Origin of the sequence: Cohnella hongkongensis (assembly GCF_042654645.1) — a bacterium.
GTDB classification, from domain to species: Bacteria; Bacillota; Bacilli; order Paenibacillales; family Paenibacillaceae; genus Cohnella; species Cohnella hongkongensis.
This window is the reverse complement of the sequence record NZ_JBHSEP010000017.1, coordinates 51,876-78,430: the sequence shown is the minus strand read 5'-3', so window position 1 is coordinate 78,430 and position 26,555 is coordinate 51,876. Positions and strand designations below refer to the sequence as shown.

Here is a 26,555-nt window from a genome sequence, read left to right as displayed (position 1 = left end):
AAGGATGATTTATTCAAGATAACCGGCGTTTTTGTAGATTTTGGCGATTTCTTCATTCGCCTTCTTGAAGGCGTCGACGGAGCTCTGCTGTCCGCTCAGAACGTTGGACAGCGCTTCGCTCACCTTGTCCGACACTTCCGGCCATTCGGGGTTAAGCGGGTAATACGGATCTCTGGCGTATTTGTCCAGCGTCTCCACGTACTTGGCCGCCCACTCTCCGTCGCCGTAATTGTTTTTCTCCAGAAACCTCGGATCGGAATATACGGATTCTCTCGTTCCCGCCACGTGCCAGCCGTCGACCGCCAGCTTGACGAACATTTCTTTGGAGGTGGCCCACTGCATAAACTTCCAGGCCAGTTCCTTGTTTTCCGACTTCTGGTTCATGCTCAGAAAATGCGTGTTCAATGCGGCGAACCGTCCGCTCGGCCCTTCCGGAACGATGGCGTATCCGATCTTGCCCGACGACTTCGATTTCTCCGGATCGTCGTACTGCTTAACGAGCGGCGCTCCGTCAATCCACATGGCGACGTCGCCCTGCTGCACCGATACGATAATGTCCGAATATTTGGAGGTCGTCGCCCCCTTGATGCTGTAGTTCCGGAGCAAATCCGCGTAATAGTCCGCGGCTTGGGCGACTTCCGGAGAGTCGACGATCGGCGTCATATCTTCGGGGAAATCCTTGACGTAACCGCCCCCGAATGCGTACATCGGCATCGAGAACGTCCACGTGCTTTCCGTCTGCGCCCGGGAGCCTCTCATGGCGACTCCGGCGATGCCGTCCTTATGCAGCTTCTTGGCGTATTCCGCAAGCTCGTCCCACGTATTCGGCGGGCTGGTCAAGCCGGCTTGCTCGAACAAATCCGTGCGGTAATAGAGCAGCGTGGTCGAAGCCAGTACGGGAATTCCGTACAGCTGGCCGTCGAACGTTCCGGAAGTGACCGCCCGCTCCATAAAATCGTCCTTGTCCAGCAATTGATCGTCCGTCAGCGTTTTGTCGGCAATCAGCTCGTCCAGCGGATTCAGCCAGCCTCCGTCCACGTACTGGCTGATCTTCTCTCCGAATACGTAGAATAGGTCGTAGGCGTCGGAGCCGGTGGACAATTCGACCATCACCTTGTCGAAATAGTTCTGGATTCCGATCAGCTCCAAGTTGACCTTTACGCCTTCCTTCTCTTCAAACTCTTTCACCAAAGGCTGAATCGACTCGGTGAACGAGGATGCCGGGAACAGAATGTTCAATTCCTTCTGGTCTTTTAATCGGTCGGCGTTCGGCGCCTCGCCGGACCCTTCCGAATTCGATCCTCCGCAAGCGGCAAGAGAAAAGACGACGACCAGACTAAGCGCGATACTGATGAAACGCTTCCAACCGTAAGCTTTCAACATGGATGACCCTCCTTCTTTTTGAGTACACGCCTTACTATAGACCGATCGCCCCTCCGGCTAAATACACTCCATTCGGATATCATGTCCATTTTTTCGCAGGTTGCCCGCAACGAAGCAAGCGCCTTCACTCGAAGTGAAAGCGCTTGCTCTTATTTTACGATCCCGTGTTCATTTTTTCGGATAGCTTCTGGCGCGGGCGTTCTTGAATTCCATCGGCGAAGTCCCTTCATGCTTCTTGAATACGCGGACAAAATAGCTGGCGTTCGGGTAACCGACGGCATGCGCGATATCGGATATTTTCATATCCGTCGTCATCAGCAGCTCCTTGGCCTTCTCGACCCGCACCTGAATCAAATACCGGTTGAAGTTTTCCCCTGTCTGCTTTTTGAACAGGCTGCTCAAATAGGCGGGAGTGAGATGGACGAACTTGGCCACGTCCGACAGAGACAACTCCTCGGCGTAATGGCGCTTAATATACAGGAAAGCCTGCGAGATCGCGGAGCTGGAATACGCGCCTTGATCGATCTCGGCGGCGGCTTCGGCGACGGCCCGATCCATCCATTCGCAAATCGTATGCAGATAGTCGCAAGCTTCCGCTTCCCGCAGAAGGCCGTCGTCCCGAAGAATCGGCTCCGGCTCGGAGGACGCTCGTCCCGCCTTATCCTTGAACAAACGGACGACGGCCGCGGCCGCGCGCCTGATCTCTTCGGGTTCAAGCGCTTCCCAAGCGGCGCCGTCCCGGAATAATCGCCCGGCTTTGGCCGCAGCCTCATGAACATCCCACTGCCGGAGGTCGTGCCGAATGTCCTCCAGCCTGCGCCGCAGCTCCTCCCGAGCTTGCCGAGTGCGGTCGGATTCGGGCCTTTCGTAGAACGTCACGGATCTCTCCGCCTTGAAGAACAGCGACTTCATCGCCTCTTCGGCCTGTCCGAGCAAAGCCGGCGCCTCTTCGTACGTCCTTCCGCACGAGCTGACGCCTGCGGAGACGGCCATAGCCAGCTTCTCGCGCGCTTCGCCGACGATCAGCGCGGCAGCACCGTAGAGGACTTCATGCACGCCCTTGGCGCTGGAGGACGGCACGTTCAGAAGGAGCACGAACCGATTATCGGCGTATTCGAACGCGATGCCCCCGCCCGTCTCCCTCTGCGCCAGCTCCCGAATCAGCCGGACAAGCGCTTCGGTATGCCGGCGCCTGTCCTCCGGCGTCCACTCCGCCGCCAGCGAGCCGTAACGATCGATGCGAAATTGGCACACGTACAGATCGGACGGCTTCAGAGCGGCCCCCATCGCTTCCAGCTTGCCGGGGACGGACGCGGCTTCCGTCTCCTCGCCGGCCAGCCAGCGACGCAGGAAGATCGAGGCCAGAGCGCGGCGCTCGCGGTCGAATTCCGTTCTCTTGCCGGCTTCGACCGCCGCGCCGGCATCGCCTCTCAGGCTGTCCAGCAGATCGAACAGCTCCGACTCTTCGATCTCCGCCTTCAACAAATAGTCGGACGCGCCTTGCTTCATCGCTTCCTTCGCATAGCGAAAATCCTCATGATTGCTCAGAATGACGATCTTGATGCGCGGAAAGGTCCTTCTCACCTCTTGAATGAGCGTCAGCCCGTCCATGATCGGCATTTGAATGTCGGTGACGAGCACATCCACTTCCTCTTTGGCGCATAGATCGAGCGCCTCTTGGCCGTTGGCCGCCGACCCGACGACGACAAATTCGCGATCCGCCTTTTGGATCGCCATGCTGAACCATTTGCGAATGATCGGCTCATCGTCCACGATCACAACCCGCATCGCAGCTCCTCCCTTTCTTCACTTGATGACGGGCAGAATAAGCGTGACTTTGGTTCCCTGTCCCGGCTTGCTCTCGATTTCCGTGAAGTATTGGCTGCCATAATGCAGCTGGATACGCTCCTGCACGTTGCTGACCCCTATGCCTCCCCCGCCGACGGAGCTTGGCTTATGAGCCGCGAGCAGGCCCTTCCGGGTCTCTTCGTCCATGCCGGCCCCGTTGTCCTCGATCTCGACCCGGAGCGCCTCCCCGGCTTGAACGCGCACGGCGATCACTCCGTTCCCGTCTTCCCGGGCCTTGAATCCGTGCAGGATCGCGTTCTCGATGAACGGCTGTACAATCAGCTTCAGAATCTTTAACGGCCGCGCCTCGTCCTCGACTTCCACCTGCAACTCGAAGCAGGGAAAACGATGCTGCTGAATGAGCGCGTAGTTTTTGACGCTGTCGATCTCCTCTTCGACCGTGACGAGCTCTTCTTTCGTATTGAGCGTCCGCTTGAGCAGCTTCACCAGAGCGATAATCATGGCGTTCGCGGACCGGGCGTTGCCGAGGTAGATCATTCCCCGAATGGCGCTAAGCGTGTTGTAGAGAAAGTGATGGTTGATCTGCGCATGCAGCGACGCCAGCTCCAGCTGCCTTTTCTTTTTCTCTTCTTCGACAAGGCGGTGGAGCAGCCGTCTCGTCTCGTCGATCATTTTCACGAAGCCTCTGTTCAGAACGCCGATCTCGTCCTGACGGTGGACGTCCACCGTCGGGGTCGCCAGCATTCCGGTCTCGACGAGCTTCATGCTGTCCTTTAATTTGAATATCGGCTTGTAGATCCGGCGAGAGGTCCAGTACGACAGGGCGATCGCCATGCACACGCACAGGAGGGAGACGACGACCATCCACGTTTTGATGGTGCTCATAAAATTCAACAGGAAGGGGAGCGGAATGCTCTGTACGATATACCAGCCGGTCTTCTCGTTCTGATAGTAAAAGACGATCGACTTCCGGTCGTTCCGATCCTCCACGAAATAGCCGCTCGTATTCGTCCCGATTTTTCCAACCAGCTCCCGCAAGTCCGATTCCTCCCGGACATCCCCTTCGGTGCCGGAAAGCAGCTGGCCGGCAGAATTGAGAATCTGCACCTGCGAGGATTCCGTGTGAGCGTTGCTGTAAAGCGCCCGCAATATGCTCTCGTCGATGCTCATCAGCAGAAGTCCCGTCATTCGATGCTCCCTCAGATCGTTCAAAGGGCGCGCTAACGTGAAATACCGGTTTCCTTGAGAGTCGAAGACCTCCTTCTCGGTCAGCCAACGCTGAAGCTCGCGCTGCCGCAGCAGGCTGTCGTACCACTCCTCGCGGCGAATTTCCGACAACGGCCGGACCGTCTCCGTCATCATCTCGGTCGAACGAACGTTGAAGTGGTATTCGTCCTCCAGGCTGTAGATGTTGATCTGGTATTTGACCGTTCCGAACCGCAAGCGCTGCTGCGTCCACAGATCCTTAATGATATATTCCAGCCGGTAACGCTCGGCGTCGTTGGTCGTTCGTAGCGCCTCCTGAATGTCCCGGTTCAAGTAGATCATGTCGGCCATTCCGTCGATCTCGTCGACGAACAGATCGATTTTATCGGATATCGACGAGAGCAAGGCCAGGTTGGAGACGTTCAGCTCCTTCTCCACCGATCTGGCCGTAATCGCGTACGAAGTAATGGCGATCACGCTCGTTAAGCCCAAAATTACGAAAAAAAACATCAGCATCATCTTGTTCAACATGCTGAACGGTCTTACAAACATGCGTGTCTTCATGCTGCGATCACTCCAAGGATGCCGACTTAATAAAATATATTAAACGCTTTCATTTCAAATGTACAATAGGAAAGTTTATGAAGTCCGATCTAATGCGAAGAGGCCGGTCTTCCGGAATTGCCCAACCGGAAAACCTGCCTCATAAGGAATCGGTGCGCAAATTCCCGTTTAATCCGTCTCCGCAGCCTTGGCGGCTTCCGCATGCTTGCGGTCTTCCTCGGCTTGGTCGTCAAGCGCCTCGGCTTCCTCCTCCGAGCGCTCCTTCTGCGGCGCCAGCACGGCAACGACGACCGTCTCGGGATCCTGAACGGCGGCAACGCCGCTGGGCAGCGCAATCTCGCCGATCGTCAGGTGCTCGCCCATCTCCAGTCCGCTGACATCCGCCGCGATCGCATCGGGAATATCCTTCGGATAGCACTCGATCTCGATCTCGTGAAGCACGACCTGAAGCAGGCCGCCTTCCTTCTCCCCGGGGGACTCCCCGGTAAAATCCAGCCGTGCCGACGTCGTAATCTTCTCGTTCAGATCGATTCTGCGAAAATCGATATGGAGCACTTGACCGGAAATCGGGTCCTTCTGCATCTCCGACAGCATGACCGGATGCTTGCCCGCTCCCGGAATATCCATGTCGATAACGGCATACGGGTTCCCCTTCAGCATTCCGGCCAACGCTCGCGCATCTATCGCGATCTTGGAAGCGGCGGCCAGCCCTTTGCCATAGACGACTCCGGGCACTCCCCCCGACTCGCGCAAGCGCCTGAGCTCGCCTTTGCTGGAAGTCTCCCGCAGTTGAACTAGCAGAGCGGCACTCATTTCGGATTCCTCCCCTGTCAAGGTATATCCTTGGTTTACCCCAGGGAGAAGCTCGTTAAACATGCAGCTCGAACAATGAGCTCAGCGACTGCTGCTCGTGCACCCGCACGATCGCTTCTGCCATGAGCGGCGCCACGGACAGCACCTTGACCTTGTCGGTGCCGCACGGCTGCCTGAGCGGAATCGTATCCGTCACGACGATCTCGACGAGAGGAGACGCTTCCAGCCGTTCGATCGCCGGCCCCGACAGCACGGGATGCGTGCAGCACGCGTAGATATCGCCGGCTCCCGCCGTCTTCAGCGCGTTCGCCGCCAAAGCGATCGTGCCCGCCGTATCGATGATGTCGTCAATCAGAATCGCCGTTCTCCCCTTGACGTCTCCGATGATGTTCATCACCTCGACGACCCCGGGCTCGGGCCTGCGCTTGTCGATGATGGCCAGGGGAGCCTGAAGCGAGTCCGCCAGACGCCGCGCGCGAACGACCCCGCCATGGTCGGGCGATACGACGACGGGCGCCGTCAGCTTCTTCTCGTGGAAATAATCTCCCAGAATCGGCACGCCGAGCAGATGATCGACGGGAATATCGAAAAACCCCTGAATCTGCATCGCGTGCAGATCCATGGCGATAACCCGGTGGGCGCCCGCCGTCTCGATCAGATTGGCCACCAGCTTGGCGGTAATCGGGTCGCGGGAACGCGCCTTGCGGTCCTGCCGGGCATAGCCGTAATAGGGCATCACGACATTAATCGTCTTGGCCGATGCCCGCTTGAGCGCATCGACCATGACGAGCAGCTCGATCAAATGGTCGTTGACCGGCGCGGAAGTCGACTGCACGACGTAGACGTCGCTTCCCCTGACGCTGTCGTCCAGCTGAATATGGATTTCTCCGTCGCTGAACCGGCTCAAGACCACATTCCCCAGCTCGACGCCGATATAGCCGGCGATCGACCGGGCCAGCTCGGGATTCGAGCTGCAAGAGAAGAGCTTTAACGTTGGATCCGCATAGGCCATCGTATTACCGCCTTTGTTATTCGGTTTCTTTGTCCTTCTTGGCGCGGGCGCGGGCGCGAATCTTCTCCGCATATCCCGGCTTGTTCACTTGACGCTCGCGGGCAATGGCCAGATCGTTGTCCGGCACGTCGCTGGTAATCGTGGAACCGGCGACGACGTAAGCGCTGTTGCCGATCTTGACCGGGGCTATCAGATTAACGTTGCTGCCGATGAAAGCGTGATCGCCGATCTCGGTCACCGATTTATTATACCCGTCGTAATTCGCGGTAATCGCTCCGCACCCGATGTTGACGCCCGACCCGACGATCGCGTCGCCGACGTAGCTGAGATGCGGCACCTTGCTGTTATCCCCGATCTCGGCGTTCTTGAGCTCGACGAAGTCGCCGACCTTCACGCCGCTTCCGAGCTTCGTTCCCGGACGCAAGTAAGCGAACGGTCCGACATTGCAGGCCCCGGCAACGACCGCGCCTTCGGCGACCGTCTGACGGATCGTCGTGCCGTCTCCGACGACCGTATCCGTCAGATCCGCCGACGGTCCGATCGCGCAATCCGAACCGATTGCCGTCTCGCCCCGAAGCAGCGTTCCGGGATAGATCACCGTGTCCGCGCCAATCTTAACGCTTGTTTCAATATACGTATTCGCCGCGTCGATAATCGTCACGCCATTCGCCTGATGCGCCGCGTTTATTCTCGCCCGCATCAGGCGCTCCGCCTCGCCGAGCGCAATCCGGTCGTTAACGCCCGTCGCTTCGACCGGGTCCTTGCACTTGCTTGCGGCAATCCGCTCGCCGCGGTCGCGCAATATACCGATGACGTCCGTCGCGTAATATTCTCCTTGGGCATTGTCGTTCTTCACTTCGGAGAGCGCGGAGAACAGCTTGCGGTTGTCGAAGCAATACGTGCCCGTATTGATCTCGCGAATGTCCGCCTCCTCCGGGGAGCAATCCTTCTGCTCGACGATTCCGAGCACGCCTCCGTCCGCGCCGCGAATGATCCGGCCCAGACCGAACGGCTCGGCCACGTCCGCCGTCAGCACCGTCGCCGCCGCGCCCTGTCCGATATGGTGCGCGATCAGCTCCCGGATCGTCTCCGCGGTCACAAGCGGCGTATCGCCATACGTGACGACGGTGACGCCTTCCTCCTGCCCGAGAAGCGCTTCGGCCTGCCGCACCGCGTGGCCTGTCCCCAGCTGTTCCGCCTGCAGCGCGTATTCGACCGACTCGCCGAGCGCCGCCTTCACCGCTTCCGCCCCATGCCCCACGACGACGACGGTCCTCTTGCACTCCGCGCCTCGCACCGCGTCCAATACGTGACCGACCATCGGCTTGCCGCATACGGGATGCAGCACTTTATATAACTTGGATTTCATTCTCTTGCCTTGTCCTGCGGCAAGTATGATCGCCATTTTGTTCATCGCTCAAAAACTCCCTTCATCAAGCTCGGCGAATCGATTCTCTTTCATGAGAATCATAGCTTATTCAAGTGAAAATGAAAAGAGAGCCCGAGTTAGGCCCTCTTCTCAATATTTCATCATTATGCCCCTTCGACCATGACCTCTTCATCTTGCGCTGCCCGTTCATATTCAGCCAGCACGGCGGCTTGAATCTTCTCGCGCGTTCCAGAAGAAATGGGATGGGCAATATCCCGAAACTCTCCGTCCGGTGTCCGTTTACTCGGCATAGCGACGAACATGCCATTGTTCCCGTCAATGACTCGAATGTCATGGACGACGAACTCGTTGTCGATCGTGATCGAAGCAATGGCCTTCATGCGCCCCTCCGAATTGACACGGCGGAGTCTCACGTCTGTAATTTGCACTTGTGTTCACCACCTTTGTCCCCCAGAAAGACTTGGTGTAATATTCCACAAATCCGTGCAAATTCCTTCTTAAATATGGAAAAACAACTGCTAAAATTCAAATAAATTTTTAATTCTTGACAGTTTCGACAGATATCGCCGCAATCAATTCTATTTCGACAAGAACATCCTTCGGCAACCGAGCCACCTCTACGGTCGAACGGGCCGGCGTATGGGCTCCGAAGTGCGAAGCGTACACTTCGTTGAAGTCCGCGAACTGGTTCATGTCCTTCAGAAATACGGTCGTTTTGATCACATTCTCAAAGCCGATCCCTTCGGCGGCCAGCACCGCCTTCAGGTTGGTCAGCACCTGACGGGTCTGGTCCTGGATCGTGCCGACGACCAGCTCGCCCGAAGGCGTGAGCGGAATCTGTCCGGACGTGTAGAGCAGATTGCCCGCGCGAATGGCCTGCGCGTAAGGACCGATCGCCGCAGGGGCGTCGGATGTGGAGACGATTTTCAAAGTCATGACGTTATCCTCCTAGAAAAAAGTTGCCCGGCTGGACTTTGATCTGGCGCGTTTTCAGATCGACCTCGGACAGACGGGCCAGCGACACGTAGTCGTGCAGCAGCCGCTCCTCGCTGTCGATCTCCCCGGACTCTACGAAGACGCCGACTCCGGCGACGAACGCGCGGAATTCGTAGAGCAGGTCGACCATCCCCTGTATCGTTCCGCCCGCTTTCATGAAGTCGTCGATAATGAGCACGCGAGATTCTTCCTTCAGCGCCCGGCGAGCGAGCGACATCGTCTGAATGCGCTTCGTCGAACCGGACACGTAGTTGATGCTGACCGCGGAGCCCTCGGTCACCTTATGATCCCGCCGCACGATAACGACCGGCAGGTTCAAATACTGTGCGGTCGCATGCGCCAGAGGAATCCCCTTCGTCTCGACGGTCATAATGACGTCGATATTCCGGTCGGCGAACGCCGTGGCGAACATGCGGCCGACCTCCTGCATCATCGCCGGCTGGCCCAGCAGGTCCGTCATATACAAATAGCCGCCCGGCAGCAGCCGGTCCGGCTGCTCCAGCTCGCGGCAGATCGAGCCTATTCTCTCGAGCGCTTGATCCTTGCGGCACTTCGGCACGAAACGAACGCCGCCCGCCGCTCCGGCCAGCGTGTTCAGCTCCCCGATCCCTTCGTCCTCGAACACTTCTTTGATAATCGCCAAGTCCTCGCTGATCGAAGATTTGGCCGACTGGTATCGCTCGGCGAATGCTGTCAGGGAAATTAACGTATGGGGACGAGCTAATAAATACTGCGTCATCTCTACGAGCCTGCCGCTGCGTTTCAATTTCTTCACGTTCCCCTCTCCCGTCCAGATCCGAATATTTTACCAGTATCATAACACCTTTATACGGTTTTGATCAACCGAAACGAGAGGGCTAACGCCATTCCCTCCTACTATGTTAACATTCTTGCCACATAGACCTCTTTGCAAAAGCCTCTCAGCGCGTTGTACACGCGCGAAACCTTGGCTTCCTTGGCGACGAGACCGAAGACGGTCGGACCGCTGCCGGACATGAGCACGCCGTCGGCTCCCGACTTGATCATGCAGTCCTTAATCTGCCGGACTTCGGGATATCGATGCAGCGTCACGTTCTCCAGAACGTTGCCGAGCGAAGCGCACACGTCCTGGAACGATTGGCGCGACAGGGCGTCCAGCATCTGCGGAATGGAGGGGTGCTCCTTCACGTCTCCGACGCGAAACTTGCCGTATACGTCGGCTGTGGACACGTTAATCGGCGGCTTCGCGAGGATGACCCAGCACTGAGGCGGGCGCGGTACGGTCTCCAGCTTCTCGCCTCGCCCTCTGGCCAGCGCCGTCCCTCCCCGGATGCAGAAGGGGACGTCCGAGCCCAGTTCGGCGCCCAGCGCCTCCAGCTCCTCCGTCGGCAGTCCCAGATTCCACAGCCGGTTCAGTCCTTTCAGCGCAGCCGCCGCGTCGCTGCTGCCTCCGGCCAAGCCGGCGGCCACCGGAATCTGCTTGTCCAGATGAATATATACGCCGCGTCGGACCCCGTATCTCTCTTTAAGGAGCCGAGCGGCCTGGAAGGCCAGGTTTTTCTCGTCAAGGGGAATAAACCCGGCCTGACTTGACAGCAGGATCTGATCGCGGGGGAGCTCTTCCATCTCCAGCCGATCGGCCAGATCGACCATCGTCATGATCATTTCCACTTCGTGAAAGCCGTCTTCCCGCTTGCGCAGGACGTCCAGCACGAGATTGATTTTGGCGGGCGCCTTCTCATAAATCTTCGACAACGTTTCTTCACCAACTTCCGGACGATACCTTATGCAGAATAAGCTGCCATCGGGAAAACTTTTACATTATTATAACAAAGGATGCCCGCAAATGCGAAAAGAGGCGGAATCCCGCGGCTCGCGCGAATTCGCCTCTTCCTTGTCCGTTCCGCCGTCACGATCGCGGCTCCCGGGACGCGGCCTGCTCGGCGATCTGGATGGCTCGCTTCACCATGTTCCCGGCATCCTTCGTGCGAATGCCTCCCCATCCTTCCCTCTGCACCGTGTCATAGATACCCAGATCCTTGGCCAGCTCGGCCTTGAACTGCTCCGACATGACTTTGCGTCTCCTGCCCATGCTGTCCCTCCTGCTCTCGATGTCTTTGACCGCCCTTAATAGCATGCCTCGGATGCGCCGCCGGCATGCAAAACGGGCAGCACGGCGCCATCGGATTGGCGCGGTGCTGCCCGTACTATTCAACCGTCTAATGCGACAAATAGTTGATGCGAACCTGACCGTCGTCATTGCAAAGCATGACTTCCACGGACTCGGTCAAAATATCGGCGTAGCTGTACGAAACCCGCTTGAACGTGTGCTGCTCCTGATCAAGCTTGACGATGAAAACCGACGGGTAGATTTCTTCCAGTACCCCCGTGCGTTCGATGGTCTTGCGTCGTCCACCGTTGGCGCGGAGCATGATTTTGGAACCGACGTGAGGCTCCAGGCTTCGCTTGATATCGAGAAGCGTGTTTTTAGCCATGATCCACTACCACCTCTTTCCCTGTAAATTATATCTAAAATCAGGGGAGGTGTCAAATGAATCAAAATATTATATCAACGATGCCGATTTACTGTCAACGGTCATTTTCCTTGAGGATGTAAGGTTTTTCGCGTTTGGGCTTATTTTCCGTCACAAAACGTTCACATTTTGTTCCGAAGCGCCCGCCTTCATGTTCGGCACCCCAACCCGATAACGGCCCATCGTTTCGATGCCGCCCACGCCCTGCCTCCCGCTAATCGTATGCGCGATGACGTCTGTGATGTTGATCGTGTCCCGAAAAGGCGTGAACGCCGTCCTCACGGCGACGTAGACGGGATCGAGCGCATGGATCATAATTCGGCCCGGAGAGCTGGCGAAATTCGCTCCGGCCTGAAGCAGCGCTTCGAAGTGAGACTGGCACGCGCCCGCAACGATGACCAGAGAGTCCCGGTTCCGCTCGTATTCTCTGGCGATGTTCACGGCGTGCACGAAGTTTAAGGAGTTTTTGTAGCTGCTCAGATGCTGCAGGTCCTGCCGCTGCTTGAGCACCCCGTCGTGCCCGGTAATGACGACGATGTCCGGACGAATTTGCGGAAGCAGGCGCACCAGAATGTGCGGCATCTGCGATTCGTGGCAGTGCAGACCTTCCGCCGGCACCTTCAGCTGGGCGTACACCTGCATGCTTTTTTTGAGATAATTCGGGTCTCCGTCCAGGTGGAGCACTTTGCCCGGCATTTCGAAGAACGGCTGTCTCCGGTCGTCCAGCGCCGCCATAAAGCCGGCGCCTCCGGTCTGCCGAGTCCTTTCCTCGCTGATCCTGCGCAGCGATTCATGCGCCTTAATGCGCGCCTGTCGCGTTCCTCCGAGCTCGTCGGGGTTCCGCACCGTCTGAAGATCCTCGATCGGCGCGTCCGCCAACAGTCGGAAATCCGTTCCCCTAAGTACGGCTTGCTTGGCGGCGAACGCCGCAACCCGGAACAACACGTCTCCGCCGTAGGACTTTCGTACGACTAGATCCCCCTGCTTCATGGGCACTCACCTCTCCGTCTATCCTATGGAGCCATGAGAAGATGGGTGCGCGTCCGGGAAGGACGGTTTTGCTCGCGCTACTCGAGCATGCCGCTGCGCGTCAGCGCATCGCAGACGCGAGCGAACTCCTCCAGCGACAGCGTCTCCGCCCGGCGCTCGGGCTGAACGCCGGCGTCCCGGAGCAGATCGCCCAGCTCGGCTTTGCGCTCCTTGCCCGACAATGCCGACAAGTTGTTCGCCAGCGTCTTGCGCCGCTGCGCGAACGACGTCTGCACAACCCGAAAAAAACTTTTCTCGTCGGGCACCCGCACGGCCGGCTCCGAACGGCGCCTCAGCCGGATGACCGCCGAGTCCACGTTCGGCTCGGGGATGAAGGCTTTGCCCGGGACGACGCATACCAGCTCCGGCTCGCAGTAGTACTGGACGGCGATGCTCAGACTTCCGTAGTCCTTGCCGCCGGGCTTGGCGGACATCCGAAGGGCGACCTCCTTCTGCACCATAACGACGATGTTCTCGATAGGCAGCCGATCCTCCAGCAGCTTCATAATGATCGGAGTCGTCACGTAATAGGGCAGGTTGGCCACGACGCTGACGCCCGCCAGCCCGGCGAACTGCTCCTCCCAGAGCCGGCGGAGATCGGTCTTCAGAATATCGCCCTGGACGATGCTGACCTGCTCGTAAGGGGACATGACGTCTTGCAGAATCGGAATCAGACGCCGGTCGATCTCCACCGCGGCCACCTTGCCGGCAGCTTGGGCGAGCCGCTCCGTAAGCGAGCCGATTCCCGGACCGATCTCCAGCGCCCCGCGCGTTCGATCCAATTCGGCTGCGGCGATGATCCGGTCTAGCACATGGCCGTCGATCAGGAAGTTCTGACCGAGACTCTTCTTGAACGTAAAACCGTGCTTGCGTATAATTTCGCGCGTCCGATTCGAAGTGGCGATCTCTTGCATGTCGTCTAACGTCCCTCCCGTTCCAGCTGTTCCAGCGCCGCTTCAAACTCGGCCTTCGTAATCCGGAACATCAGGCACCTCTTGTAAAATTGTTTGCCGTTCGCATACCCGATGCCGAGAAGCTCGCCCATCCGCTCTCTGCGGCTGGCCGACGAAGCGTGAACGATCAGGCCCGCCTCCAGCAGGTCGTTCCATTCGATCTCCGCAGGCGCGCCGTCCTCCGTCTCCGGTCCGCGAACCCGTTCCAGCGCCCTTCGGATCGCTTCGTCCGACGCATGCTCGACGCCAATGCCCCGGCGGCCTCTCGCCTCGTCCTTCGTCAGGAAGGCGTGCTTACAGCCCGGCACGCGCTCGGAGACGATCTTGCGGATACGCTCTCCCGGCGCATCCGGATCGGTCAGCACGATGACGCCTCTGCGCGCTTGGGCCAGCTCGATGCGTACGAGTACATCTTCGCCGATCGCCGAACCGCCCGTCTCGATCGTATCGGCTCCCACAGCCCGCCGGACCGCCGTCGTATCGTCTTTCCCCTCCACGACAATCATTTCTCGAATCATTCGTTTTCATTCCGCCTTTAACCCCTACATTCCTTCAAGCGTATACGAGTTTCGGGACAAGGGCAAGTGCGGAACCGCCTGCGCCGCCGATTCCCCGCAAAAAACTAATCGGGAAGAAGCCCGTAAGGGCCTCTTCCCGAGGCAAGGCGATATGGATGCGGACAAGCCGCGTACCGGCTAGTCCGCCGAGGGCTTGACCGGTCCGATCACGTAGACCGTATATCCGCGCTTAAGGCCGAACTTGGTGGCATAAGCTTCGCTGTCGTAATAAACATCGATCTTCTTGCCCTTGACGGCGCTGCCCGTGTCTTCCGCCCGGCGGAATCCGATCCCCTCGATGTACACCCACCAGCCCAGCGGGATCACCTTAGGATCGACGGCGATCGTGCGCCCTTCCTGAACCTTCGTCCCGGATCGGGTGATGCCGTAGCCTTTGTCTCCCTTGGACTTGCCCGTGGAAGCAAAATCGGCGGAATAGGCGGTCAGCGTCACATTGCTCAGCATTCGTCTGACCTTGACGCTCTTGCCGTTGAGCTTCACGACTTTGGCCTCGTCCTCCTTCGGCGGTCCGCTGTACGAAGCCAGCGCCACCTCGGACTTCTTCTTCGTGCCGATCGCGACGACCTGCTGTACGGCAGGCTTGGCCACCTTCTTCTCGACCATTTCCTCGCTGACCAGAACGCCGTCCTCGTAGACCTTCTCGGTTTTGTAGACGACCAGTCCTTTTTCGCCTTCGGTGACGATCTTCGTCTTGCCTTCCTCCAGGTCCGCGCTTTTTTTCTCTACGACCTGGAACGCGATCGGGCGCTGGGTCTCTATCACCTCTTTATGCACCCGGACGACCGACACGGTCATCCCTTCGCGGACCGGACTGCCGAGCTCCGGTACGACCCGGTCATGCTCGGACAACGGAAGGTTTAACGATTCGATGACTCCCCCGACCGTATCTTCGCTTGAATAAGCGACTTGCTGCTTGCCATCGGCCTTGATGACGACGCCTACCGCCCGATCGATGACGAGCCGGCCGCCTTCCTCCAAGGAATCCGTCGCCGCCATGGAAAGGCGATCGTTAGGTCCGATGTAAATGTCTTGTTCCTCGAGCAAACCGAGAACGTTCGAAGTCTTCGTAGAGACGACCTTCGATACGCCGTTGTCGATTACCGTGATGCTCTTGGTTGCCGCCTTCTCCAGCAACGATACGAACATGATAGAGACGGCAAAAACGAGAATTGCGGTTAACAGTGCTACACGCAAATACTCATGCTTCCAACGCAGTGCGAAAAGCTTGCCGGTCGGTCGTGGATCATGGGTTTCCTGAACAGGAATTGCGCCCATATCTCGTTCCTCCTTCATAGCCCCGCCGTCGACTGTAATGCATGAATTTGTCTGACGCGACTAATCCAAAATGGTTAACGACTCTTGGCGAACAAACCCGAAACTTTCGCGAATTCCGGGCGGATCGGTCAAGCGCCGCCTTCCCCAGTTCAGAATACTCACATGAGAGCATGTACCCTAAGAGGTTGTGCTTGCAACAAAAAAAGCCATCGAGTCAGAGGATCTGTTTCGTGGCTTCCGCAGGTTGGAAATAAGCTTAAAAATGTAGCGGCACGAGGGTGACCTCTCTCTATCACGCTTGCGGGGTTAGCTGTCGGATTCGGGCAAAGAGAGTCGCCCTAACGGCTGCATGTCCGGCGCGTCACTCAGATAGAGCCGCTCCTCCCGACACTTGCCGTATTCACCCCTAGATTTGCTCGGACCGCATTGGACGCCCTGTCTTGATCGTCGCCGCGTTGGGTCCCCCACTCTCCCTTTCGGAAGATTAAGCGCACTGGAAAAGGAATGTCATATTCAAACTTTCTGTTGAAGATCATAACCTCTGCGCAATAACGGTGTAAAGACGACGCATTCGACGAATTCGCCCGTTTTGAACGAAAATCAAGTGGAACCGGGGGATTAACCGCAGCAAAAGTCAGTTTTTTCTTCGGGGCAGTCCGTTTTTCTCCCTATTCTTCCGATTATCTCGATATCCCAAAACAACGACAAGCGTTCTCGCTCGTTATTTTTGCTATTTCCTGCCATGAAATGCCTTTAATTTCCGCCGCTGCCTCGGCGACCAGACGCACGTAAGCGGACTCGTTGCGCTTCCCCCGATGAGGGTGAGGAGTCAAATAAGGAGCATCCGTCTCGATGAGCAATCGGTCCAGCGGAACCCGCTCCAACACCTCTTTCGGAACGCGGGCGTTCTTGTAAGTGACCGGTCCGCCGAAGGAGATATGGAAGTTCATATCCAGACATTGCTTGGCCGTCTCCCAGCTGCCCGAGAAGCAGTGCATGATGCCGCCGACCTCGCTCGCCCGTTCTTCCTTCAACAGCTTGACGACATCCTCGTGCGCGTCGCGATTATGAATGACGATCGGCCTGCCGATTCGTCTGGCCAGCCGGATCTGCTCCCGGAACACCGCTTGCTGAACGTCCTTCGGCGAAGTGTCCCAATAATAATCGAGTCCGATTTCTCCGATCGCCACCACTTTCGGATGCTCCGTGCACAAGCGCTCGATCCAGGCCAGATCCTCCTCCATCTTCATGTCAACGGCATCCGTCGGGTGCCAGCCTACGACGGCGTAGATGAACGGATATTTCTCCGCCAATTCCAGCGTCGTCGGAATCGTCTCGCGGTTAAAGCCGATGTTCACAATCGTGTCGACGCCGGCCTCCAGCGCCCTCTGAATCACTTCTTCACGATCGCTGTCGAACTTGCGGGAATCCAGATGAGCATGGGTGTCGATAAGCATGTCGCAGCATGTCTCCTTTGACCAGGTGTGGGTGCCGAAGCTTGCCCGTCCGGGATGAACCCGCTCGGTTCGGCCATAATTTGGGATTCCAATGCGTTTCCTTCTATTATATAGACAGTCTCGCCCGCGTCTCGGGGCTGAGCAGATGCGCGTGGGGGAGGACGCGTTCCTCCGGATAATAAATGTAATAGTTGCCCCGATGCAGACCCGCGATAGAGCGAATAATGTCGGATTGAACGGAGATTTCCGTCAGCCGCTCCCGCTTGTCTAGCAGCAGAATCGGAGGCTTCTCCTTCCCGTCGGGAAGAGCTCCGGGCTTGTACACGTCATAAGGCGAATCCTCCGGCGTATCGACTTCCATATGATAAGACGGATCGAGTCCGATGCTCCGCCACTGGCGGCGAACGTCCTCCAGCCACTCGCGGTCTTCCCCGACCAGCGGAGCGTACTTGTACAGCCGCCTGTCCAGGAAGCGCCGGCATAGATCCGACAGAAGCTCGTCTCTCTCCTCGGACCACTGGCCAAACGTCGTCTGCACCATCGCTTCGTCAAGCCGCAAATACTGTTCCAGCGTGACGGAGCCGGACAATAGCGCCCGAATCGGAGGCAGCATAAAGCCGAACCCGTAGCCGGACGACAGAAGCTCGCTCGCCCTGCGAAAAATCTGCTTCAGCAAAATCTCGGAGCTTCGGGTGACCGGGTGAAAATAAACCTGCCAATACATCTGATATCTGGACATCAAATAGTCTTCGACGGCGTGCATTCCGCTGTCCTTGACGACAATCTTCCCTTGGAATGGGCGCAGCATTCGCAATATGCGGTCCAGATCGAAGGTTCCGTAATTCACTCCCGTGAAGTAGGCGTCCCTCAGCAAATAATCCATGCGATCCGCGTCCAGCTGACTGGATACGAGGCTGACGACAATCGGCTTCTCGTATTTCTTGCGGATTACCGAAGCGACCTTCTCGGGAAATTGAGCGTCGACCTCCCGCAGCACCCGGTTAATTTCGGTCGGACCCTGTACGACCTTGCAGGTCCAATCTTCATGGTCCGTGCCGAAAATCTGCTCCAGGGAGTGAGAAAAGGGGCCGTGTCCGACATCGTGCAACAAAGACGCGCAAAGACTGAGCAATTTTTCCTCTTGCGGCCAGTCGCCGTATCCATTACGCTCAAATTGAGAGATTATTTTTCTTGTAATTTCATATACGCCCAAGGAGTGGGAAAATCGGCTGTGTTCCGCTCCATGAAACGTCAGATAAGAGGTGCCTAGTTGTCGGATTCTTCGAAGCCGCTGAAACTCCGGCGTATTAATGAGCTTCCAGACGACCGGATCCTGAACGTAGATGGAATGATGCACGGGGTCTTTGAACACCTTCTCCTCATGCAATTTCGTCAACATGGACATCACCTCGATTTTGTCAGCATTCGACATTCAATTCGAAAAACATCGATTTTCGTCGAATTATGTCGAATTAGATTTTCCTGATAATCTCCGTCCCGCTAGAATCGAATCTTCAAGGAAATCGCCATAAATAAGAGGATTCTCAGAGTTTTTGTTTCAGATTCTCAAAAAAACCTCAACCCTTTTAGGTTGACTTTTTTGGGAATGGTTGGTACGATAGAGTACGGAAAAAAGAGAACTTTGTCGAATACTGGCGATTGCGGACAAGCATACACAAAAAACCGTTTACCTGATCTTATTTTAATCTTTCGGGAGGGGCATTACCAAATGATGAAATCAACCGGTATCGTACGTAAAGTCGACGAGTTGGGACGGGTGGTCATTCCGATCGAGCTGCGCCGCACGCTTGGCATCGGGGAGAAAGACGCGCTGGAAATTTACGTGGACGGCGAGCGCATCATGCTTAAGAAGTATGAGCCTGCGTGCATCTTCTGCGGCAACGCGGAGAACGTCACCTACTTCAAAGGAAAAATTGTTTGCAGAGAATGTTTGAAGGATTTACCTTCCCCTGTGACAAATTAGAGAAAATAGTTTATAATAAAAGCTGTATTCTAATAATTGTTAATTCCAACCTTTTTATACTCCTTGCCCCTCCCGATGTCGATCTCGGGAGGGAATTTTTTTGCCTTTTGCAGATTACGCGTTATCGCTCTCGTCCAGCAGCTCCCGATAGATCTCCCTCTTCGGTTTTCCCCGGTCGGCAGCCGCCGATTTCATCGCCTCTTTGCGCGTTTGCCCGTTCGTCTCGTAATGCGCGACATGCTGCGCCGTCGTCAGCGATGCCCACCACAGCCCGCTCTGCCCGTCTTCCGCTCCTTCCCTGCGCTCCTTTCCCGAACGCGTTCCTTCTATTAATATACAGCATTCTCCGAGCGGATCGTGAAGCTCCAGATGGGCCAAGCAAGCCTCGGCCGTCCCTCTGACGATTTCTTCATGCTTCTTGGTTAATTCACGAACGATGGCCATTCTCCGCCCGGCCCATCGCTCGCCGATCGCCGCCACCGTCTTCTTCAGTCTGTGCGGAGACTCGTACAGAATCAGAGTGCCGCTCTCGCCGTCCAGACTGTCTAGCAGTCGATGGACGCCCTTCCGGTCGCGTGGAGGAAATCCGGCGAACAGGAACCGGTCCGTCGGCAGCCCCGAGACGATTAAGGCGGACAGCGCCGCGTTCGCTCCGGGAATGGACACGACGGGGATGCCCTTCTCGGAGGCTTCCCGGACCAGGTCGGCTCCGGGGTCGGAGATCGCGGGCATTCCCGCGTCGCTGACGAGCGCGACGTGCTGGCCCTCCAGCAGCATGCGGATCAGCTCCGGACCGCTAGCCTCCCGATTATGCTCATGATAGCTCACCAGCCGATTCTGAACGCCGAAGTGCGTCAGCAGCTTGCGGGTCTGCCGCGTATCCTCGGCGGCAATCAGCTGAACTTCCTTTAACGTGCGAATCGCGCGAAACGTCATATCCTCCAGATTGCCGATCGGCGTCGCAACCAGATACAGCGTGCCGGGCCGCTCTCGCGGGGCGAAGCTCTTCTGGACGGTGGCCTCCGAAGCGCGGACCGTCTCCTCGCCATTCTTCCCACCCATGCCCGCTTGTCCGTTCATGTTCGTCCTTCCTCCCCGCTGCTTCCTTTCTTCGCGATCGGCGCCCGTCCGTTAGGACGCTTGAAGTCGGGCAGCTCGGCCGCTTGTCCGTAGAAGACGGCCAGCAGCTCCTGCGTATATTCCCCGTCCTCTTCGTAGACGATCAGGGGAGGCAGGAGGCGGACTTCGGGCCGGCCGTCGCGCGTTCCTTCTATTAATATCATATTCGCTTCCGCATCTCTGCGCGGATGAACGAATCGAATTCTCTTCGGCTCGATTCGATAGCGGCGCATCAGATCGACGATATCCGCCAATCGACTCGGCCGGTGCACCATCGCAATCCTTCCGCCCGCTTTCACGCTCCGTGCGCACGCGGCAACGACGTCCTCGAGCTTGCAGCCGATCTCGTGACGGGCCATAGCCTGATGAATATTCTCCTTGCGATCGCCGCTCGTTACCGGCAAGTATGGCGGATTCACCGTAACCGCATCGTATAATTCGCCCTCGGGCTTCCATTCCCGCAGATCGCCCTCGATGATGCGGATCCGGCCCTCCAACCGGTTAAGGCTGACGCTTCTGCGAGCCATATCGGCGAGCCGGGGCTGAATTTCAATGCCGTCGACGGCCGCTTCGGTTCGGGTCGTCAGCAGCATCGGAATGACGCCGTTGCCCGTGCACAGGTCGAGGATCCGCCCTCTGGGAGGGACGACGGCGAACCGGGCCAGCAGCACCGCGTCCAGCGAGAAGCTGAACACTTCGCGGCTCTGGATAATTTTAAGCTGATGCGTAAGGAGATCGTCCAGCCGTTCCCCGGCGTGCAGAGGCTGCTGCTCAGCGCTCACGAGCTCGCACCTCCCTTTGTAGTCCTTCTGCCCCTTAGCTTACTTGATTCGGAGCGGGATCGCAAACGGGGCCAGCCTCATCGGCCGGGCATCCGACAAAAGGACACCCCGCCGGGTGTCCTTATATATTAGAAGCGACATTGCTCGCCTGCTCGTCCAGCTTCTGGACAAAGTCGACGATGCTGTCGAAGTCCTCCAGCGTCACGCCGATCTGCTGCTGGCCTTCCGCGACGGAAGACTGGATGCGGCGGACTCCGTCGGACATCTCGGAGATCTCCCTTGTAATGCCGGTAATCGTGCCCTGCACCTGAGTGATAGACTCGGACACTTCATTAGACAGCTTGCGCACCTCCGAAGCGACGATCTCGAAGCCTCTGCCGTGCGGACCCGCATGGGCGGCCTCGATGGCGGCATTGAGAGCGAGCAGATTCGTCTGCGAGGCAATATCGCGAATGGTGCGGACGATGCCCTGGATCAGCCTGGCCTGCTCCTGCAGACCTGCCAGGGTTCGGGTGTTGTCCTCCGAGACTTCGGCAATGCGGTTCACGCTGGATAACAGCTCCCGGCTTCGGCTGATGCCCTGTTCCGCTCGTTGATTCAAGAACCGGGAGGTCGTCTCCAGCTCTTTCACCACTGTCGTCAGACTCGCCCGACGCGCCGTAATGTCCGTGGCAATCTTGGAGACGCCGATTACCTCCGATTCCTGCTCGTCATAGATCGGCATGTAGGTGGCCTCCAGCCATACCGTCTCTCCGCGGACGTTTTTCCTTTCAATTTTGTCCTGAAAGCTCTGTCCCGACAGCAGCGATCCCCAGAACTGCTCGTAATCGGGAGAGTTCGCGAAAGCCTCAAAGCAGAAGTCCCGGTGCTGCATTCCCAGAATACTCTCCTTGGAGTAGCCCATCGTGCTCGCGAATACTTCATTCACGTAGGTGACCTTGCGGTTCGTGTCAAAACGGATCATGGCCAGATTTGTCTCGATCGCTCGGATGACTAATTCGTTCGTGACCTGTCGACTGTTCATGAGTAGCGTTGTCAACCTCCATATATTAGTACTTATAACATATCATAAAAAACTTGCCATGACTTCCAGTAAAATTTCTCCGCGCGTTCTGCGACGAAGGATTCCCGGCTCCGCGATCCGGTCTTATCTTCAAGTTTAAATAAATTTTGTTAATGCGGGATAAATTAAAGCTTCATGTGAACGCTTAATCTTGGATTTTTACGTTGGAGGGATCTGCTGCGAGTCTGCCATGAGCCGGTACGGCAAGCTGAGCCGTAATTTCCCCAAGCAGATGAAGGGCGGCTTCGAACAGAAGAGGGATGGAGGGGAGCGCCCGCATTCTGAACGGCATGGCGAAGGCCTGCCGAACGATCCGCAGCCTCTGCTCGCGGTTCATTACGGCAGGGCAATCGCCGCGATTCGGAGAAGTTCTCCGGAGGGCCGAGTATACGGAGTATCCGACGGAGGGTCGGCAGCGAATCAATGCCGGCTGGCCCGGTAATCGCCGGGAGTCACTCCGCAATATTTTTTGAAGATGCTGAAAAAGTGACGAACGTTCTCGTAACCGACCTTCTCCGAGATTTGGTGGAGGGACATCTCCTGATGCTTGGTCATTAGCTGCTTGGCCTTCTGAATGCGATAGAGGTGCAAATAATGAATAAACGTAATTCCCGTTTCCTTCCGGAATAGAGAGCTGATATAGTTGGGATGCAAGTAGACGTGCTCGGCGATCTGATCCAGGGAAAGATCGAGCGCGTAGTTCTCATGGATGTATTGAATCATTTTCTCCACATTTCTCGACAGCGGGGCGTTATTCTCCAGCCGGATTAACGACGAATCCTTCTCCTCGGCGCTCCCCCAGACGGGCTGGCGGGTCGAAGCCTTATCCATAATCTCGATCGATACGTTGGCCAGCACGTCGTACAGCTCGGTCTTGTTGATCGGCTTGAGCAGGTAGTCGATCACTTGGCAGCGGATCGCTTTTCTCAAGTATTCCGTATGGTCGAAGCCCGTCAGCAGAATAAAGCGTTTGCACAGCTCGCGGCTTTTCGCTTCGGCAATCAGCTCGAGCCCGTTCATCTCCGGCATCTGAATGTCGGTAATGACCAAGTCCGGTTTAAACTCCCGCATTTTCTCCAACGCTTCGATGCCGTCGTACGCGCATACGATTTCCGAGCATGGGGTGCTGCCTTTTTCAATAATGTTGATGAGTCCTTTATGGATAATCGGCTCGTCGTCTACAATCATCAGGTTCAGCATCTTTTCACTCCCAATCTCAACGTGTAGGTCGTGCCCGCTCCGACGGTGCTGTTGATTTCCAGCCCCGAACGTTCTCCGTAGAACGCTTTGATCCTCTCGCTTACATTATAGAGACCGAGGCCGGAGTCTTCCGTCTGCAGGACGCTGCGATCGACTTTGTTGTCGAGCACGTCGCGGATAATCTTCAGTCTCTCCTCGGGAATGCCCGCTCCGTTGTCCGAAATTTCGATCCGGATCCCGTCTTCCTCCTGGTCTACCGTAACCCGGATCTCGCCCTTGCCCCTTCTTTTCGAGATGCCGTGATTAATGCAATTCTCCAGCAGCGGCTGCAGAATAAATCTCGGGCAGCGCATATCCCCGATTTCCGCGCGAATCTGAATGTCGTAATGCAGCAGATCCATCATGCGGGGCTTATGAACGTCCAGATAATGCGTTACGTTGGCTAGCTCCTTCTTGAGCGTCGATTCGTTCTCCTGCGACGACAGGCTGTAGCGCAGCAGCTTGCCCAAGGAGTAGATCGCATCGACGACTTCGTCATCGTCGTGGATCTCGGCCAGCATCCGAATCGACTCCAACGTATTATAGAGAAAATGAGGCTTGACCTGCGCTTGGAGCACCAGATAATCGGCTTCCTTTTTCATGAGCTCCGCTTTATGAACGGTATTGAGCAATTCGTCGAGTCTATGGATCAAGGAGTTATAGGAGAGGATCAGGAAGCCGATCTCATCCTTGCTGCCCTTGTCCTTGAACGGCGCCAGGTTGTTCTCGTTCACTCTCCGCATATGCTTGGTCAGGTTCAGTATCCGTTTCGTCAGCATGGACGCAATCGCATAGTAGACCGCCGAGAGCAGGAGGAGCAGGCCGAACATCACCCATGCCAGATTTTCCGTCTGCTTGGACAAATCCGAGAACAGAGCCTCCGTGGAGGTCATAAAATAAAACGTCAATTGAAGGTCCGGAATAGAGATCGAGTTCACGAGAATCCCCCGTTCGCTCCAGATGGCCCGTTCCGGGCTTTCACTCCGAATCTTCCCTAGAATGGAACGGTAAGCCTCCGGGTGAAGTCGCTGCCCGAAGCTCTCGTATACGCTTTCATGATCTTTAATCGCAATGACGCCCACGTTGTCGTTAATGTCGACCGCATCCAGAAAGTCGCCGATAATGCGGCCGTCGACGCGAATTTCCAGCACGCCCAGCTGGTTGGAATAGTTCTCGTTGTACAGATTCTGATAGTAGATCAAGCCGGGAACGCTGCCGTTATTGGAGGAATCGGTGACCCACCTCTTCTGGTTCATTCTCAGATTCTGAAAAACGTCTCTGGCCGTAAGCGATTCGGCCTCCTGAATGTCCCGGATCTCGTTCCCGACCGGCATGACGGCCGGCTTCGTCTTGTACAGCCGCACGGACTCGATCGAAGGATTGGAGCTGTTGGCGAAGGTGAAGATGGGCCGAATATCCTTCAGAAAATAATAAACGTAGTCGCCGGGCGTCTGATAAAGCCCTTTCAAATATTCAAGCATCTGCGAGTTATGCTGGAACAGAGCGTGAATCGACTCCACCTGGGTCAGACTGACCTTCAGGCTGTTGGAAGCTTGAATGATCAATTGCTGCTTGGCCTGGGAGAAATCGTTCCCGATCTTGGCGTGAAATTGATTGTAGATAAACGTTGCCGACAGAATAACCGGCAGCAGCACAAGCACGATGTAGCCGAGTATCATCTTGTGAACGATCCGGATGTTTTTCAAATATTGAATCACGACGATCCCATCGCTTCCCGGTGTAAAATGACAATACGGGTAAGATTCCGGAGAATCTTACCCTGCCGACTCAAGATCATCGATCGTATTACTTCATTAACGCTTTGGCTTCATTATACTCCTTCGTCGCCCACTCTTCCAACCGCTCGATTCCGATGTCTCTGGCTTTGTCCAGCATCGCCTTGAACGCCGCTTTGGCATCGTCCTCGGACTTGGCCAGATAGATTTTCATTTCCTCGTTCTTGATCATGTTGTCGATATTGGCCTGAATGACCTGTTCATTGGAATCCGCTTCAGGAACGACCTTGCCGAACAACGAGTCGACCTCGGTCACTTTTTTCAATTCCAGCATCGCTTCGGTGGAAGCGGAGTCCGGAACGTAGCGCTGCAGACTGGAGGTTTCCCCTTTATCGGCGAGAATGCCCCACCATACGACGCCCATCTGAACCTGTTTATCCTGATCCTTCGAATCGAACGTAAACACCGGGTACCCGTCCGGGTGCATCGTCCAGTCCTCGCCCTCGATCCCCCACGAAGCCAGACGCTGTCCTTCAATGCTGTACATATATTGAATAAACTTGATTGCGGCTTCCGTATTTTTCGCGGTTTTCGGCACGTACATGCCGGACCAGCCGATGCTGTTCGCATATACCTTCGCATTCGCGCCCAGATTTTTGACGACCTGCGTCATTCGGAAGTCTTTGCCGTCCGATTCGAGGCGAGGATTCAGCGTCTCCGAGTCGCCCGAAGCGTTGAGCAGGGAGAATGCTTTGCCGTTGAGAATCTGATTTTCCGCTTCCGTCCGCTCCTGCCAGGTGAAGTTCTCCGCCACGATGTATCCCTCGCGGTAAAGCTTGTTCACGTACAGGTAGAAAGCCTCCTGATCGGGATGATGGATATAATACTTGGCGCCGTCTCCGGCGTTATAGAAGGAGAACCGGGGCACACCGTGCTGAACGCGCAAGTAGCTTCCCGCTTCCCCCGGAGTGATGACCGCAGGGATGAGATCCGGGTATTTCGCCTTCACCTGTCCGAGAATGTCCAGGTAATCTTCCAGCGTCTCCAGCTTCGGATTGCCGAGCGCTTCCATAATATCGGCGCGAACCGACAGCCCTTGGCCGGGATTCAAGCACTTGTCGCACGCCGCCAGCTCTTCGGCCGTCATGAATCCGTTGCGGACGGTGTAGAGCCGGCCGTCCTTCGTCGCGTTAACGGCTCTGACGATCGGAGCGATCTCGAAATCCTGCAATTGATACTGATCGATCAATTCGTCCCACGTGTACGAGATGTCCGGGTTGGACATCGACTGATGGTTATTGTACGTATAGACGATGTCGGGCATTTGGGCGCCGGATGCGATCATCAGCGGCAGCTGCTGAGCGTCGGCCGCAATCTGCACGTTAACCTTGATGCCGGTTCTCTTGGTGATTTCCTCCGGAATTTTGCCCTTCCATTCGGTCATCGGCCACCAGGGGTGATCGACGAACAGGGTGATTTCCCCCAGCTCCTGAGCCGTCTCTTCTCCGTTCCCCGTCTGCGCGGGAGCCGACGAGCCGGCCGCGGGCGATGATGGGCCGTTGCCGCCTTCCGACGAACAAGCCGCAAGCAAGGCGATGACGATCGCCAGCAGACCGAGCGTTTTGAACGCTTTGCCGGTTTTCTTTTTCATGGC

The 26,555-nt window shown here is 56.7% G+C and carries 26 protein-coding genes and 1 riboswitch; of the genes, 2 read left to right on the top strand and 24 right to left on the bottom strand.

Features of this window, described 5'->3' with window-relative positions:
• Positions 1-9: 9 nt before the first annotated feature.
• The 18 genes from ACFO3S_RS20120 to ACFO3S_RS20035 form a co-directional block, all read right to left on the bottom strand.
• Entirely contained in the window at positions 10-1,383 is a 1,374-nt protein-coding gene (locus ACFO3S_RS20120; RefSeq protein ID WP_378099753.1) for a sugar ABC transporter substrate-binding protein, read from the bottom strand.
• A gap of 168 nt (positions 1,384-1,551) precedes the next feature.
• Complete coding sequence (locus ACFO3S_RS20115) at positions 1,552-3,171, bottom strand: response regulator transcription factor (RefSeq protein ID WP_378099751.1); 1,620 nt, start codon at positions 3,169-3,171, stop codon at positions 1,552-1,554.
• An 18-nt stretch (positions 3,172-3,189) separates the two neighbouring features.
• Positions 3,190-4,962, bottom strand: coding sequence for a sensor histidine kinase (locus ACFO3S_RS20110; RefSeq protein ID WP_378099749.1), 1,773 nt, complete (start codon positions 4,960-4,962; stop codon positions 3,190-3,192).
• A gap of 168 nt (positions 4,963-5,130) precedes the next feature.
• Positions 5,131-5,775 carry a 50S ribosomal protein L25 gene (locus tag ACFO3S_RS20105; protein ID WP_378099747.1) on the bottom strand — a complete coding sequence of 215 codons (645 nt, stop codon included), beginning with the start codon at positions 5,773-5,775 and terminating at the stop codon, positions 5,131-5,133.
• A 55-nt stretch (positions 5,776-5,830) separates the two neighbouring features.
• Positions 5,831-6,787 (bottom strand): ribose-phosphate diphosphokinase, encoded by a 957-nt coding sequence (locus tag ACFO3S_RS20100; protein WP_378099745.1) that lies wholly within the window; start codon positions 6,785-6,787, stop codon positions 5,831-5,833.
• A 16-nt stretch (positions 6,788-6,803) separates the two neighbouring features.
• The gene (glmU, locus tag ACFO3S_RS20095; RefSeq protein WP_378099743.1) at positions 6,804-8,201 is read right to left on the bottom strand and encodes a bifunctional UDP-N-acetylglucosamine diphosphorylase/glucosamine-1-phosphate N-acetyltransferase GlmU; all 1,398 of its coding nucleotides are present in this window, start codon (positions 8,199-8,201) and stop codon (positions 6,804-6,806) included.
• 119 nt (positions 8,202-8,320) lie between these two features.
• On the bottom strand, positions 8,321-8,605 hold the full coding sequence (gene spoVG, locus ACFO3S_RS20090; protein WP_035119511.1) for a septation regulator SpoVG: 285 nt from the start codon (positions 8,603-8,605) through the stop codon (positions 8,321-8,323).
• A 109-nt stretch (positions 8,606-8,714) separates the two neighbouring features.
• Positions 8,715-9,113, bottom strand: coding sequence for a RidA family protein (locus tag ACFO3S_RS20085; protein ID WP_378099741.1), 399 nt, complete (start codon positions 9,111-9,113; stop codon positions 8,715-8,717).
• A gap of 4 nt (positions 9,114-9,117) precedes the next feature.
• Complete coding sequence (gene purR, locus ACFO3S_RS20080; RefSeq protein ID WP_378099739.1) at positions 9,118-9,948, bottom strand: pur operon repressor; 831 nt, start codon at positions 9,946-9,948, stop codon at positions 9,118-9,120.
• Between the two features lie 101 nt (positions 9,949-10,049).
• Positions 10,050-10,907, bottom strand: coding sequence for a 4-(cytidine 5'-diphospho)-2-C-methyl-D-erythritol kinase (gene ispE / locus ACFO3S_RS20075; RefSeq protein WP_378099737.1), 858 nt, complete (start codon positions 10,905-10,907; stop codon positions 10,050-10,052).
• A gap of 154 nt (positions 10,908-11,061) precedes the next feature.
• Entirely contained in the window at positions 11,062-11,244 is a 183-nt protein-coding gene (locus ACFO3S_RS20070) for a small, acid-soluble spore protein, alpha/beta type (RefSeq protein WP_378099735.1), read from the bottom strand.
• A 127-nt stretch (positions 11,245-11,371) separates the two neighbouring features.
• On the bottom strand, positions 11,372-11,647 hold the full coding sequence (gene veg / locus ACFO3S_RS20065) for a biofilm formation stimulator Veg (protein ID WP_094048613.1): 276 nt from the start codon (positions 11,645-11,647) through the stop codon (positions 11,372-11,374).
• Positions 11,648-11,797: 150 nt separating this feature from the next.
• Entirely contained in the window at positions 11,798-12,676 is an 879-nt protein-coding gene (gene yabG, locus ACFO3S_RS20060) for a sporulation peptidase YabG (RefSeq protein WP_378099732.1), read from the bottom strand.
• A gap of 77 nt (positions 12,677-12,753) precedes the next feature.
• On the bottom strand, positions 12,754-13,629 hold the full coding sequence (gene rsmA, locus ACFO3S_RS20055) for a 16S rRNA (adenine(1518)-N(6)/adenine(1519)-N(6))-dimethyltransferase RsmA (protein WP_378099730.1): 876 nt from the start codon (positions 13,627-13,629) through the stop codon (positions 12,754-12,756).
• Between the two features lie 5 nt (positions 13,630-13,634).
• Entirely contained in the window at positions 13,635-14,186 is a 552-nt protein-coding gene (rnmV, locus tag ACFO3S_RS20050) for a ribonuclease M5 (protein ID WP_378099729.1), read from the bottom strand.
• A 177-nt stretch (positions 14,187-14,363) separates the two neighbouring features.
• Positions 14,364-15,521: a ubiquitin-like domain-containing protein gene (locus ACFO3S_RS20045; RefSeq protein ID WP_378099727.1), complete on the bottom strand. Its 1,158-nt coding sequence runs from the start codon at positions 15,519-15,521 to the stop codon at positions 14,364-14,366.
• A gap of 280 nt (positions 15,522-15,801) precedes the next feature.
• Positions 15,802-16,022, bottom strand: a riboswitch (cyclic di-AMP (ydaO/yuaA leader).
• 179 nt (positions 16,023-16,201) lie between these two features.
• A complete protein-coding gene (locus tag ACFO3S_RS20040; RefSeq protein WP_378099725.1) occupies positions 16,202-16,978 on the bottom strand; it encodes a TatD family hydrolase in 777 nt (258 codons plus the stop codon).
• A 106-nt stretch (positions 16,979-17,084) separates the two neighbouring features.
• A complete protein-coding gene (locus tag ACFO3S_RS20035; RefSeq protein WP_378099723.1) occupies positions 17,085-18,377 on the bottom strand; it encodes an HD domain-containing protein in 1,293 nt (430 codons plus the stop codon).
• Positions 18,378-18,707: 330 nt separating this feature from the next.
• Here ACFO3S_RS20035 and ACFO3S_RS20030 point away from each other — a divergent pair, with 330 nt between their 5' ends.
• Positions 18,708-18,962, top strand: coding sequence for an AbrB/MazE/SpoVT family DNA-binding domain-containing protein (locus ACFO3S_RS20030; RefSeq protein ID WP_027086730.1), 255 nt, complete (start codon positions 18,708-18,710; stop codon positions 18,960-18,962).
• 114 nt (positions 18,963-19,076) lie between these two features.
• Here the strand turns inward: ACFO3S_RS20030 and rsmI are convergent, their stop codons facing one another.
• The 3 genes from rsmI to ACFO3S_RS20015 form a co-directional block, all read right to left on the bottom strand.
• Entirely contained in the window at positions 19,077-20,042 is a 966-nt protein-coding gene (gene rsmI / locus ACFO3S_RS20025) for a 16S rRNA (cytidine(1402)-2'-O)-methyltransferase (protein ID WP_378099721.1), read from the bottom strand.
• Positions 20,039-20,863: a tRNA1(Val) (adenine(37)-N6)-methyltransferase gene (locus ACFO3S_RS20020; protein WP_378099719.1), complete on the bottom strand. Its 825-nt coding sequence runs from the start codon at positions 20,861-20,863 to the stop codon at positions 20,039-20,041. The genes rsmI and ACFO3S_RS20020 overlap by 4 nt, the downstream gene beginning before the upstream one ends.
• A gap of 121 nt (positions 20,864-20,984) precedes the next feature.
• A complete protein-coding gene (locus ACFO3S_RS20015) occupies positions 20,985-21,887 on the bottom strand; it encodes a methyl-accepting chemotaxis protein (protein WP_378099717.1) in 903 nt (300 codons plus the stop codon).
• Positions 21,888-22,077: 190 nt separating this feature from the next.
• Here ACFO3S_RS20015 and ACFO3S_RS20010 point away from each other — a divergent pair, with 190 nt between their 5' ends.
• Entirely contained in the window at positions 22,078-22,368 is a 291-nt protein-coding gene (locus tag ACFO3S_RS20010; RefSeq protein WP_378099715.1) for a hypothetical protein, read from the top strand.
• Here ACFO3S_RS20010 and ACFO3S_RS20005 read toward each other — a convergent pair.
• The 3 genes from ACFO3S_RS20005 to ACFO3S_RS19995 all read right to left on the bottom strand — a co-directional run bounded on the left by ACFO3S_RS20005 (position 22,347) and on the right by ACFO3S_RS19995 (position 26,552).
• The gene (locus ACFO3S_RS20005; protein ID WP_378099713.1) at positions 22,347-23,126 is read right to left on the bottom strand and encodes a response regulator transcription factor; all 780 of its coding nucleotides are present in this window, start codon (positions 23,124-23,126) and stop codon (positions 22,347-22,349) included. The genes ACFO3S_RS20010 and ACFO3S_RS20005 overlap by 22 nt on opposite strands.
• On the bottom strand, positions 23,120-24,883 hold the full coding sequence (locus ACFO3S_RS20000) for a sensor histidine kinase (protein WP_378099711.1): 1,764 nt from the start codon (positions 24,881-24,883) through the stop codon (positions 23,120-23,122). The genes ACFO3S_RS20005 and ACFO3S_RS20000 overlap by 7 nt, the downstream gene beginning before the upstream one ends.
• An 88-nt stretch (positions 24,884-24,971) precedes the next feature.
• Positions 24,972-26,552 carry an extracellular solute-binding protein gene (locus ACFO3S_RS19995; protein ID WP_378099709.1) on the bottom strand — a complete coding sequence of 527 codons (1,581 nt, stop codon included), beginning with the start codon at positions 26,550-26,552 and terminating at the stop codon, positions 24,972-24,974.
• Positions 26,553-26,555: the final 3 nt, after the last annotated feature.